This is a genomic window from Pseudomonas sp. JL27(2026), assembly GCF_056933555.1.
The window spans coordinates 3729887-3742142 of sequence record NZ_CM167794.1; the positions used below are offsets into that span (position 1 = coordinate 3729887).

The 12256-nt window shown below is 59.4% G+C and carries 9 protein-coding genes; 3 read left to right on the forward strand and 6 right to left on the reverse strand.

Annotated features, from left to right (window positions below):
* Positions 1-9: 9 nt before the first annotated feature.
* The 5 genes from AC1Z1G_RS17085 to AC1Z1G_RS17105 all read right to left on the reverse strand — a co-directional run bounded on the left by AC1Z1G_RS17085 (position 10) and on the right by AC1Z1G_RS17105 (position 8063).
* Positions 10-1263: a JmjC domain-containing protein gene (locus tag AC1Z1G_RS17085; protein WP_483621197.1), complete on the reverse strand. Its 1254-nt coding sequence runs from the start codon at positions 1261-1263 to the stop codon at positions 10-12.
* A 91-nt stretch (positions 1264-1354) separates the two neighbouring features.
* Positions 1355-1525, reverse strand: coding sequence for a hypothetical protein (locus tag AC1Z1G_RS17090; RefSeq protein WP_483621198.1), 171 nt, complete (start codon positions 1523-1525; stop codon positions 1355-1357).
* Between the two features lie 426 nt (positions 1526-1951).
* A complete protein-coding gene (locus AC1Z1G_RS17095; RefSeq protein WP_483621199.1) occupies positions 1952-5623 on the reverse strand; it encodes a translocation/assembly module TamB domain-containing protein in 3672 nt (1223 codons plus the stop codon).
* The gene (locus tag AC1Z1G_RS17100; RefSeq protein ID WP_483621200.1) at positions 5620-7347 is read right to left on the reverse strand and encodes an autotransporter assembly complex protein TamA; all 1728 of its coding nucleotides are present in this window, start codon (positions 7345-7347) and stop codon (positions 5620-5622) included. Before AC1Z1G_RS17100 ends, AC1Z1G_RS17095 begins: the two co-directional genes overlap by 4 nt.
* A gap of 65 nt (positions 7348-7412) precedes the next feature.
* Positions 7413-8063: a GNAT family N-acetyltransferase gene (locus tag AC1Z1G_RS17105; protein ID WP_483621201.1), complete on the reverse strand. Its 651-nt coding sequence runs from the start codon at positions 8061-8063 to the stop codon at positions 7413-7415.
* Positions 8064-8449: 386 nt separating this feature from the next.
* On the opposite strand from AC1Z1G_RS17105, the gene xthA reads away from it, so the two are divergent.
* Positions 8450-9262, forward strand: a complete 813-nt coding sequence (xthA, locus tag AC1Z1G_RS17110) for an exodeoxyribonuclease III (protein WP_483621202.1) — start codon at positions 8450-8452, stop codon at positions 9260-9262.
* A gap of 67 nt (positions 9263-9329) precedes the next feature.
* Here the strand turns inward: xthA and AC1Z1G_RS17115 are convergent, their stop codons facing one another.
* Positions 9330-10559: an acyl-CoA dehydrogenase gene (locus AC1Z1G_RS17115; protein ID WP_483621203.1), complete on the reverse strand. Its 1230-nt coding sequence runs from the start codon at positions 10557-10559 to the stop codon at positions 9330-9332.
* Between the two features lie 164 nt (positions 10560-10723).
* Between AC1Z1G_RS17115 and AC1Z1G_RS17120 the strand changes: the two genes are divergently transcribed.
* Both AC1Z1G_RS17120 and AC1Z1G_RS17125 read left to right on the forward strand, forming a co-directional pair.
* Positions 10724-11653: a LysR family transcriptional regulator gene (locus AC1Z1G_RS17120; protein WP_483621204.1), complete on the forward strand. Its 930-nt coding sequence runs from the start codon at positions 10724-10726 to the stop codon at positions 11651-11653.
* 158 nt (positions 11654-11811) lie between these two features.
* The gene (locus AC1Z1G_RS17125; RefSeq protein WP_103395451.1) at positions 11812-12213 is read left to right on the forward strand and encodes a MerR family transcriptional regulator; all 402 of its coding nucleotides are present in this window, start codon (positions 11812-11814) and stop codon (positions 12211-12213) included.
* Positions 12214-12256: the final 43 nt, after the last annotated feature.

Consider the following 12256-nt stretch of genomic DNA (forward strand, 5'->3'; position numbering starts at 1 on the left):
AACAATCGATTAATGGCAGTGGAGCCCGCCGGTACGGGACATCTCGCTCAGCAGGTCAACCAACTCATCGGAATCCACGCTGACGGACTCCCGCTGGTTGAGCCGCTCCAGCAGAGTGACAAGACGCCCGTGCGGATCAGCCAAGACGACACTTTTAGCCCCGATAAACACCCGAACCTCATCACGACCGCAGTCCAGGCCAGCTTCATACGAGGCCAGGAAAGGTTGGTGCAGTGACACCACAGAACCCCGCTGCACGCGCTCAGGCGTAGACAGTCGGGTGTCTAGCAGCAGGTTTTCGCTGATGGCTCTGGACAACTCCCAACCGCCATTGCTGCGCAGCCGATGCCAGTAATAATTGAGGTAATGAGGGAGTTCCTTATCGACCCACGACCGAACGGTCGACTCCAACAGTTCGGTCACCGGACTCAACAGTGGGTTGTCATTTTTCAACGGCACGAGTGCCGACATGCCTTCTTCCTCGAAAGGCAGCGTCAGGTCACTGAGGGCCGGAATCACTTTCCCTGACAGAAACCGCTTCAACGGATAGGTGTAGAACGGCAACGCGACAGAAACAGAGTATTGGTCCTGCCGACCAATGTGATAAACGGACGCCGGCAAGTACAGTACGTCGCCCGGTTTAAGGACATGCAACGTGGCTGTTTCCAGCAGTCGTTCATAGGCCTCGGAATCAGCGAAAGTGGGTGCACGGTGCCCCACCATCTCGACATAAAGTTCCCTCGACCAACAATAAAAGTCTTTTACGCCCGGGCCAAGATGACAGAGAAAGGCATGTTCGAAGCCCTCATGAATACCAAAGGCAGTACCCGAGTAGTTGCCACAAAACGCGGCTTGCTCCACCCCGCCAATGGGAAATCCTTTGTAGTCGAAGAACGATTGAATCAATTGGCCAAAGTCAGCCGCCAGTTTTGGGCTGGCCTGTTCAAGGTTGTTTATAACCAAACTGAATCGCTCTTTACCAGTAAGGCGTTGCATAAACCCCATAAGCGCTTCATCGGGCCGCGCAGGGTGAGAAAGTGCATCTTCAATCAAATCGTCCCGGCGATTTTCTCCGTCGTAAACCCGAATGCGACAGTCCAGGGATTCACGCAAGTTACGGTCTTGTGGTGCATAAAAAGCGGACTCCACTGTTTTGGCTGTGGCAAAGCCGGAGTCAAGTGGAAGTAACGACTCAAAGAGGAAGGGGTCCCGTCCTGAGTTGGTTTTTTCTTCGAAGCCTTCCCATACTGCTTTATCAAACATGAATGACCTTCCTCTACCCACCATCACTGAACACTGTGTGACACCGTCGAGGTAAGCCGGCTGCCCAACCCCCGCAGCAGCCGGCTTACGATCAGATCAGGCTCGCCGCATCAGGGCGCACGCCTGTTTTCATTGCATCGGGACGAACACCCGTTTTCATCGCATCCGGGCGAACGCCTGTCTTCATTGCATCAGGACGCACACCAGTTTTCATCGCATCAGGACGAACGCCCGCCTTCATCAAACAAGTTCCACTGTTCATATCGCTTCCTTTTTAATCATAGAGTTAGAGCATTGTGGTAGTGCAAAAACAGATACCTTTAACGGTCGCGCCTAGAGCAACTGCTTCAGCCACAAGCATGCCTTCAACGTTTAACGCTGAGGTTCCTGATTTATGGGGCGCACTTGAACACGCCTGGTGACCTACAGAAAAAGGCTACAACAGGCGCCGTGCGAAATTGAAGATAGATGGGTTTTGAATCCGTGCATTGGGCATTTGTTTCTAATTATTAGAAGACTGTTACAGAGGCCTCTAAACAAACAATTACACGCGTGTGGCGGGTATCTGGGCGAATGGATTATGAACAATTGATGCTTGGAAGGGCGCCACTGAAACAGCGACTTGCGCAATCATTGTGGGGTCGAGGTCAGCCCCCTCGCCGCAGGGAGCCGACCTTGATCGCAGGCGTTAGAAATCCCGCTTGTAGAAGATGTCCAGCGAACTGGCGACGCCGCTGGCAGCCTCCAGATAGACTTTCTTGCTCAGTTTGTAGCGCAAGGCAATGGTGTTGGCCGGTTCGAACACACCAACGCCGTACCGCAGACTGAGTTTCTCGGAGATGTTGCCACTGGCCACCACGCTGGTGGTGGTGCCGCTACCCTGGGTGTCGAGCTGGAAGTCCTGGATGCCCAAGTCCTTGGCCAGGCTGCCGGTCAGGTCGGAACTGCCCATCAGGCCCAGGCCCAATGCCGCTTGCGCGAGCATGTTGTTGTCTTCACCGTTGCTGGTCAGCGGACGCCCGAGCACCAGATAGGACAACGCCTGCTCCTGGCTCATGGCCGGCTCCGAGAAGATCTGCGTGGTCGGCTGCTCGGCGCTGCCGCTCAGGCGGATACCGGCGATCACGTCATCTGTCTGGCGCACCGCTTCGATGTCCAGGTACGGCTGATCGAGGGGGCCGGCGAACAACAGGCGCGCACGGCGCACCGTCAACCGCTGGCCGTAGGCCCGATAACGGCCGTCGTTGAGCCAGAGTTCGCCACGGGTGTCCATGTTGTCGCCGATATGCACCTGGCCTTGCAGGTTGGCGGTCAGGCCAAACCCGGCAAAGCTGAGTTTGTCCTCGCCCACCACCACATCGACGTCCATCGCCATGGCCATCGGTGGTTTACCCTCTTCGGTCTGGTGACCGACGATCACCGTGTCGTCAGAGACCTTGACCGTCGAGGGCGGTAACTCGCGCACGGTGATCTCGCCCTTGGGCACATGCACCTTGCCGGCAATCTTCAGTTGCTCGTTACTGATCGAGATCTTCAGGTCGGGCGCCACTTCCAGCGCCGCATAGGGTTCGACTGTCACCGGCAACTGCGTGCCTTTAAGGCTCACATCCACCACCAGTGCCTGCCCCCAGGCGATGTTCCCGCTTACGCTGCCCTGCCCGGCCTTGCCGCTTTTCCAGTTGCCGTTGAGCTGCACGCTTTCACCGGCAATCTGCGCCTGAACCTGCAACGCTTCGAGGCTGGTCGGCAACTGCGAGCCTGCGATTTCACCGTCGCTGAGGGTCAGGTTGCCGTTGACCTGAGGCGCCAGCAAACCGCCCGACAGGCTGCCGCTGCCGTTCAAATGCCCCGTCAGTTTCTCGACCATCGGCACGAACGGCCGCGCCACTGACACATCCAGCCCCTTGAGCCGGAACGAGCCGCTCAACGGCTTGCTCTTGGGCAACGGATTGATCTGCGCCTGAACCATCAACTCGCCCAGCTTGCCACCGACGAAGTCGAGCTGCGTGTCGATGCGTTTCGGGTTAAGGGTGCTGGTCAGTTTCAGGGTCTGGTAAGGGAAATCCAGCCACTGGTCTTTTTCCTTGATGCGCAGCGTACCGCCACTGGCATCGACCATGACCTGGCCTTTCGGGCCGCTGGCCGGCAAGTCCAATTGCACGTCGGCGTTGAGCTTGCCCTGCCAGGCGAAGTCTTTCGGCAGCCATTGCGCCAGGCTGTCGATCGGGAACTGCTTGAGGTGATAACGCAGTTTCGGCTCAGGCATCAGGCGCTGATCCTCACCACACAAACTGGCCGGGCCGGACATCCAGCAATGAGCGCCGAACGTCAGCCGACCGTCGGCCAGGCGTTCGATCTTCGCCGGGTTTTGCAGTGTCCAGTCCTGGCCGCCTGCCTGTACGTCGCCACTGGCCAATCGGCCGCGCCAGTTACCTTTGTCCAGCGCACCGTCGAGCCCCAACGCCAGTTTCAGCAACGGCCCTTGCAGGTCCAGTTGCAGCTTCTGGTTTTTGATATCGCCCTGGGCGCTGGCGGTCAGCGTGCCCAACCGGGTGTCGCCAGCCTGAATACCGTTGCCCTTGAGGTCGATCTTCGCCCGCTGCGCGCTGTCGAGATTAGCGTCCAGGTTCAGGCTTTGCAGGCGATTGTCGTCGAACGCCAGTTGCGTACCTTGCAGGCTGAGTGTGCCTTGGGGGGCGCTGAGCGTCCCGGCGACATCGAGCCGACCGTTGAGTTGCCCGCGCAATTGCGGCCAGAGCTGGCCAAGACGCGGGGCCTTGATGTCGAGCTGGCCCGTGAGTTTGTGTTGCAGGTTGCCGGTGCCGTCGATGCGGTTGTCACCGAGGCGCACTTGCAGTGCGCTCACATTCCAGCGTTCACCGTCACCCTCGGCCTTGGCCTGCAAGACCGCCGGTTGGCCGCGCAGTTTACCCTTGAGGTCCAGGTCGGCGTTGAGGTTGAGCGTTTCATGCTTCATTTCACCCTTGCTGCGCAACGGCCCGGCCAACGTCCCCGGCAGTTCGGCAACCCAATACGCCGGGTTGATCGCCGACAGGTCCAGTGCCGTGTCCCAGGCAATGCCGTCGGCAAATTGCAGGTTCAAATGCCCTTCGGCCTTGCCCTGCCCGGCCACCAGTTTGAGTTCCGGCAGGAAGATCTTCGTCAAGTCGCCGCTGAACGGGCTGCTCAGGCTGAACGCCCCGGCCGGGCCATCCAGCGCAGCCTTGAAGTTGCCCAGATAATTGCCATCTCGGTAGGACACCTCGCCATTGAAGCTGCGCAGCGCAACCTGAGGCTCGTCGATCAACGGGTACAGCCTGTGCCACGGAAAATCCAGCCAATCGATTTTCGCTTCAGCGCTCAGGCCTTGGGACCAATCAAGCTGCCCGCTCAGTTTCAGGTCTTGCTGGGCGTTGGCATTCAGCTCCAGGCCGGCGATCTGCGCCCCCTTGGCGTCGACCTTGCCTTGCAGCAGCAACGCAACCGGGCCTTGTTCGGCTGACAATGTAGCTTTGCCGAGCAATTGATAGCCGTTTTTCAGGTCGCCATTGCCGGTCAGCTCCAACTGATCAAGTTGCAAGGTGTCGGGCAAATCGGCGCTGGCCTTGAAGCCGTCGGCAGTGATGCGCACCTTGGCGGGCAGGTTGTCTGCCAGCGGTTGCAATTCACCGCTCAGGCGACCTTGCAGGTAACCGCTGCTGTCGGCGTTGAGGTTGAGGGTTTTGAGCAGGTCGCCATCGACTTTCAGCGCCAGCGCCCACGGCGTGTTGCCCGGCACCGGTAAGGTCAGTGTGCCTTCAGCGCTCAGCGGCCAGTTGCCGGTCGGTTGCAGCCACCCGGAAAGGTCCAGGCCCAAGTCGTCACGTTGCAGGTGAATGGAGTCGATCTGCACACCCTTGGCAGTCCAGCGCGCGGCCAGTTTCAGGTCTTTGAGCTGCTCGCTGCCATCCAGTAACAGGCTGCCGACCTGCACTTCGCCCAGCTCGATCGCTACCGGCAATTTCAGTTCAGGCAGGCTGATCGGCCCGCTGCTTTCTTCGCTGCTGGGGGCGAACTGCAAAATGACTTGATCGGCCTTCAATTGTTCGATGCACAGGGTCATGCGCGCCAGGCACAGCGGCGACCAGGCCAGCAACGGCCGGTTCAACTCAACACGACTGCCCGCTTGTTGCCACAGCAGGTGGTCGGCGCTCCATTGACTGCCCAACCGGCCCTGAAAATTGTCCACCGTCAAACCCGGCACCTGGCTCAGGACCCAGCGGCTGCCGGCCTGTGTGCCGAGCACCATGACCACCGTCGCAACAACCAGCATCAGCAGCGCGAGAACCGCCAGCAGCGCTATTTTCAAACCACGCTTCACAGCTCAGGCCCCATGGAAAAGTGCAAACGTATACCGCCGTCGTCGTCCAGCGCATGGGCCAAGTCGAGGCGAATCGGGCCCACGGGCGACACCCAGCGCACGCCGATACCGACGCCGGTCTTGAGGTTCGGCAGTTCGAGTTTATTGAAGGAGTTACCCTGGTCGACAAAGGTCGCGATCCGCCATTTTTCGGCAATCGAGTATTGATACTCCGCACTGAGCGCGACCATGTAGCGACCACCGATGCGATCGCCGTCGGCGTTTTCCGGGGACAGGCTCTGGTAGTCGTAGCCCCGCACGCTCTGGTCGCCACCGGCGAAGAAGCGCAATGACGGAGGAACGGATTTGTAACCGTTGGTGGCACTGCCGCCAACCTGCACGCGCCCAAGCAACCGGTGGTTGTCCCAGACGGTGGTCAGGCCTTTGAACAGCGCCGTGCCATAAAGCAAGTTAGTGTCCGAGGCCAACCCTTCCTTCGCCACCTTGGTGTCGAATTGCAGGCGGTAGCCATTGTGCGGGTCGATGCGGTTGTCGCTGCGCAAATAGGAGTAGCTGACGCCGGGCATCAGCAAATTACTGAGGCCCGAGTCATCGCCAAGGCGGTATTCCTCACGCTGCCATTTCAGCGAAATCACCCGCTGCCAGCCGCTGGGTAACTTGCTGTGCCATTCCGGGCCCAGGGTGAGCAACTTGCTCAGGCTGTCGGTGTTGGCCAGTTCTTCATACTGATAGCCGCCGGCAAACCGCAATTTATCGGTGAGGGGCGGGTCCAGCGGAATGTCGTACCACAGGCCGACGTTTTGCCGGGGCGCCGACAATTCGGCTTCCCAACCATAGCTGTGACCTTGGGGGTTGACCCAATGCCGAGTCCAGTTGGCCTTGGCGCGTGGTCCGACGTCTGTCGAAAAACCCAGGCCCAGGCCCATGGTACGCGGCTTGCGGGTATCGAGTTTGACGGCCACCGGAATCACGTCGTTGGCCGCCGTGGTCGGTGCGGCGTCAACCCGCACCGAGTCAAAATAGCCGCTCGATTGCAGGGCCTGATTGAGTTCGGCGATCAGTTCGGAGTCATAAGGCGCGCCGCTCTTGAACGGCACCATGCGTTGCAGCAGGTCTTCGTCGAACGGTGTATCGCCGGTAAAACTGACCTTGCCCAGCGCATACCGTGGGCCGCTGTCGTAGATCAATTCGATGTCGGCCACCCCGGCCAGCGGGTCGACCAACAGCTTCTGGCTGGTAAACCGCCCACTGAAAAAACCGTAGCGCGAGGCCTGATTCTGGATCAGCCGCTTGGCGTCTTCGTAATGGCCATGGTTAAGCACTGCACCGGGTTTGAGCCGATCGCTTTTGGGCACGCGAAAGGACTTGAGCGTAGCCGCCGCGCCGTCGATGCGCACGGTCACGTTGCGCAGGTGAATGGGTTCGCCAGGGTCGATCGTCAGCACCAGCCTTGGCGATTTGCCATCCTTGACCGTGCTTTCTATGTGGGGCTGGTAATAACCCAAGGCTTGGGAGGCCTTGCGCGCCTGTTCTTCGGCGCCACGACTGAAGCGCAACAAGGCAGCTTCATCGCGATCGCCGAGATCACCGATATACCCTTCAATGTTGGCCTTGAGTTCGTCGTTGGACGGTTTGATCCGCACGTCCAATTCACTGTGTGCCAGGGCCGCCGTGCTGCTGAACAGCACCAGCAAACCGCTGGTAAATCTTCCTGGAAACTTCATAAGCGCGGATGCTATCACGAGCGTGGGGGCCTGATAGAGCGAACAATCTGAACAAAAGTTCGCCCTCAAGCCGTAGCGCGGTGCAACACCTGCGGGTTGGCGTGGAAAAAAACGTGCTCCAGGATCGGACCGACCGCCACCTCACCGATCTCCTCGTAACCCTGGCGTTTATAGAACTCCAGGTAACGGGGATTGCCGGTGTCGAGCACCACGCCTTGGGAATGCTCGTCGACGGCGCACCAGTTATGCACGGCTTCGAGCAGTTGCTCGCCGAAGTGCTTGCCCTGGAACTGCGGATGAATCCCCAGCAACGGCAAGACATGCACCGAGTCCGACGGTATGCACGCCGCCACGGCCATGTGGTAGTCCAGGTAACGCCGCGTGCAGCGAAACCCGGTGCTGAGCACCATGCGCAACCGCCATGCCCAACTCTCGGTAATCCCCAGCCGACGCTGCGGCGGCGCGATCAGCGCCATGCCGATCAATCGGTCATTGACCACCAGCCCGATGGCGGGCAAATCCTGAAGAAAGTGCTGCTTGACCAGTTCGCGCACCGTCGCCCGTATCCGCTGCTCGTAACCAGGCCGTTCGGCCTCGAACAAGTACTTGAAGGTCGGTTCATGGCGATAGGCGTGATACAGCAACGAGCGGGCTTCACGCGAATAGCCGCTGTCGAGCCGGTGGATGTCGGCAATGGCGGTCGAGGTTTCAGGCATGACGGTCGATCTCCCTGGGCGCCGCTCAAAAGGCTGCGCTCTTGTGGGTACGAACCCCGAGCCTTGGCGTTCGTTCCCTCGTACTAGGACATTAGCAGTGCATCCGCCCTGCTGCCACGCCAACCCCTGTCCTGCAGGTTCGCAGGCCTTGTCGCTTTGCCGGGGCGGCAAGATTGACCGTATAAAACCGTGCGTGGGCAATTACGCGAACCCTTGAAGCGGCCCTTCAGGGTTTTTCCAGCGCCCTGCCAGCAACATCGCAGGTTACATATTCCAGAGACAGGGTTGGTACACTGTGCGGCGTTCATCTGCGTAAACACCCCTCAAAGGCCCATGAAGACTGGCCGAGGACTTATTTCAATACCGCTATGCCAGGACTGCCGACCATGAAGATCGTCTCGTTCAACATCAATGGCCTGCGCGCCCGCCCCCATCAACTGGCGGCGCTGATCGAGAAGCACCAGCCAGACGTCATCGGTCTGCAGGAAACCAAGGTCCATGACGACCAGTTCCCGCTGGCCGAGGTCCAGGCCCTGGGCTACCACGTGCATTACCACGGGCAAAAAGGCCATTACGGCGTCGCCCTGCTGTCGCGCCAGGCACCGATTGAACTGCACAAAGGCTTTGCCAGCGATGAAGAAGACGCTCAGCGGCGTTTCATCTGGGGCACTTTCGCCGATGCCAACAGCACGCCGGTGACCATCATGAACGGCTATTTCCCACAAGGTGAAAGCCGCGACCACCCCACAAAATTCCCGGCCAAGGAACGTTTCTACAACGACTTGCAGACGCTGCTCGAAACCCGCTTCAGCAACGACCAGCCACTGGTGGTCATGGGCGACGTGAACATTTCCCCGGAAGACTGCGACATCGGCATTGGCCCGGACAACATGAAACGCTGGCTGAAAACCGGCAAATGCAGCTTCCTGCCGGAAGAGCGCGAGTGGATGGCACGCTTGAAAAACTGGGGGTTGGTGGACAGTTTCCGTCACCTCAACCCAGACGTGAACGACCGTTTCAGCTGGTTTGATTACCGCAGCCGCGGCTTTGAAGACGAGCCCAAGCGCGGCCTGCGCATCGACCTGATCATGGCCTCCCAAGGGCTGTTGCCACGGGTCAAGGCGGCTGGCGTCGACTACGAACTGCGCGGCATGGAAAAACCCTCGGACCATGCACCGATCTGGCTTGAACTGAGCTGATCGACAACACCGGACTGATCGTTCCCACACACGCGGGAACGATCAAAACAGATGCTTCACACGCTCATCAATGCCCGCTGCGCAGCCTCTCTTCGGGCACGTATTTGCCGATTTCGAACTTGCCGACCGCTGCACGGTGTACTTCGTCCGGGCCGTCGGCCAGGCGCAAGGTGCGCTGCATGGCATACATGTAGGCCAGCGGGAAATCGTTGGAAACCCCGGCGCCGCCATGGATCTGGATCGCCCGGTCGATGACTTTCAATGCCACATTGGGCGCGACCACTTTGATCTGGGCGATTTCGCTTTTCGCGACCTTGTTGCCCACGGTGTCCATCATGTACGCCGCTTTGAGCGTCAGCAGCCGCGCCATATCGATTTCCATCCGCGAATCGGCAATCTTGTCGATGTTAGCGCCCAGGCGTGCCAGCGGCTTACCGAATGCCGTGCGATTGATCGCGCGTTTGCACATCAGTTCCAGTGCCCGCTCCGCCATGCCGATCGAGCGCATGCAGTGGTGAATCCGGCCCGGGCCAAGGCGACCCTGGGCAATTTCAAAACCACGCCCCTCCCCCAGCAACACGTTTTCGTAAGGCACGCGGACGTTGTCGAACAGCACCTCGGCGTGACCGTGCGGCGCATCGTCATACCCGAACACGGGCAGCGGGCGCACGATCTTCACACCTGGCGTATCCACCGGCACCAGAATCATCGAGTGCTGCTGATGACGCGGCGCATCGGGATTGCTCAGGCCCATGAAGATCAGAATTTTGCAGCGCGGGTCGCAGGCACCCGACGTCCACCATTTTTTGCCGGTGATCACCCACTCATCGCCGTCGCGCACGGCACGGGCCGCCATGTTGGTGGCGTCGGAAGACGCCACGTCCGGCTCGGTCATGGCGAACGCCGAACGGATCTCGCCACGCAACAGCGGCTCCAGCCAGCGCTGTTTCTGCTCTTCATTGGCGTAACGCACCAGCACTTCCATGTTGCCGGTGTCCGGCGCCGAGCAGTTGAACGGCTCCGGCCCGAGCAAGGAGCGGCCCATGATTTCCGCCAAGGGAGCGTATTCCAGGTTGGTCAGGCCGGCGCCCAACTCCGACTCCGGCAAAAACAGGTTCCACAGGCCTTCGGCCTTGGCCTTGTTTTTCAGCTCTTCCATGATCGCCGTCGGCTGCCAGCGATCACCTTCGGCGACCTGGCGCTCGAACACTGCTTCGGCTGGGTAAACGTAAGCATCCATGAACGCTGTCACGCGTTCACGCAGTTCCTGAACCTTGGGGGAATAGGCGAAATCCATGGCAGCTCTACCTTTTTTGACGAGGTGTTGAACAGGTTGTTGAGGTCATGAATCGATGCTAGATCACCGCTAATAATTTACCTAGCCTATTCTCGGCGTGTATTAACATTCATCACCGATATATGATCGACTGATCGAGAGCCTCACAATAAGAGCGAAGCGCCATGAATCTGAGCAAGGTCGATCTCAACCTTTTCATCGTCTTTGACGCGATCTACACCGAAGCCAATCTGACCCGCGCCGGGCAGATCATCGGCATTACCCAGCCAGCGGTGTCGAACGCCCTGGCCCGCCTGCGCGAGACGTTCAACGACCCGTTGTTCGTGCGCACAGCCCAAGGCATGGTGCCCACGCCCATGGCGCAAAACATCATCGGCCCGGTGCGCAACGCCCTGTCGCTGCTGCGGATCTCGGTGCAGGAAAGCCGGATTTTCAACCCGTTACAGGCGGCCAAGACCTACCGCATCAGCATGACCGACCTCACCGAAGCGGTGATCCTGCCGCCGCTGTTCCAACGCCTGCGGCGCCTGGCGCCTACGGTGACGATTGAAAGCTTTTTGTCCAAACGCCGCGAGACCACCAAGGACCTGGCGGCCGGGCGCCTGGATTTTGCCGTCGATGCCCCCCTCAACACCGACCCGCAAGTGCGCCACGTCAAGCTGATGGAAGACCGTTACGTGTGCGCCATGCGCAAGGGACATCCGCTGGCAACCAAGGAAAAACTCACCCTCGATGATTACCTGTCGCTGACTCACATCCACATCTCCAGCCGTCGCAGCGGCCTCGGCCATGTGGACCTGGCGCTGGGAAAAATGGGCATCCAGCGCAAGATCGCCCTGCGCTCGCAGCATTACCTGATGGCGTCGCAAGTGCTGCAGCAGACCGACATGGTGATGACCGTGCCGGAGCGGTTTGCCCGCCGTCATGACCTGCACGCCTTCAACCTGCCGGTCAACGATGTACCGCCGGTGGAAACTCACTTGTACTGGCACGAAAGCACCGATCAGGACCCGGCGAACCGCTGGATGCGCGAGCAGATGATCGAGTTGTGCCAGCAGGTGACAGCGCATGAGAAGAAGCTGGATAAGGTGTAGGAAGCAAGGCTTGCCCGCGATGGGATAGCTGCGGTGCACCTGATCGCCCGTGTAAGCGTTCATCGCGGGCAAGCCTTGCTCCTACAGGTGCTTGATCTGCTTGACGTAAACGTCAACCTACCATTAGCTTAACGTCAAGACCTTTCAAGAGCCCGCCCATGAGCAGCCAGACTTACAGCATTTCCGATCTCGCCCGCGAACTCGACATCACCACACGGGCCATTCGCTTTTATGAGGAACAAGGTCTGCTCAGCCCCGAGCGACGAGGCCAGGAACGCATCTATTCGCCCCGCGACAAAGTCAGCCTGAAGCTGATCCTGCGGGGCAAGCGCATCGGTTTTTCCCTGGCTGAATGTCGCGAGTTGATTGAGCTCTATGACCCCTCCAGCGGTAACACCAAGCAACTGCACAGCATGCTGGCAAAAATCAGTGAGCGCCGGGAACAGTTGGAACAGCAGCTGCTTGATATCGAACAGATGAAACTGGAACTCGACACCGCTGAAGAGCGCTGCGTCCAGGCGCTGGAACAAACGCTCAAGAGCCAGGAAGTAATTCAATAACCTACGACGATCCTGTGTGGGAGCGGGCTTGCTCGCGAAAGCA

Bases quoted from the DNA above. Each gene is read 5' to 3' on its own strand.
- AC1Z1G_RS17125 (WP_103395451.1), top strand. From the start codon at position 11,812: ATGAGCAGCCAGACTTACAGCATTTCCGATCTCGCCCGCGAACTCGAC.
- xthA (WP_483621202.1), top strand. From the start codon at position 8,450: ATGAAGATCGTCTCGTTCAACATCAATGGCCTGCGCGCCCGCCCCCAT.
- AC1Z1G_RS17115 (WP_483621203.1), bottom strand. From the start codon at position 10,559: ATGGATTTCGCCTATTCCCCCAAGGTTCAGGAACTGCGTGAACGCGTG.
- AC1Z1G_RS17100 (WP_483621200.1), bottom strand. From the start codon at position 7,347: ATGAAGTTTCCAGGAAGATTTACCAGCGGTTTGCTGGTGCTGTTCAGC.
- AC1Z1G_RS17090 (WP_483621198.1), bottom strand. From the start codon at position 1,525: ATGAACAGTGGAACTTGTTTGATGAAGGCGGGCGTTCGTCCTGATGCG.
- AC1Z1G_RS17120 (WP_483621204.1), top strand. From the start codon at position 10,724: ATGAATCTGAGCAAGGTCGATCTCAACCTTTTCATCGTCTTTGACGCG.
- AC1Z1G_RS17085 (WP_483621197.1), bottom strand. From the start codon at position 1,263: ATGTTTGATAAAGCAGTATGGGAAGGCTTCGAAGAAAAAACCAACTCA.
- AC1Z1G_RS17105 (WP_483621201.1), bottom strand. From the start codon at position 8,063: ATGCCTGAAACCTCGACCGCCATTGCCGACATCCACCGGCTCGACAGC.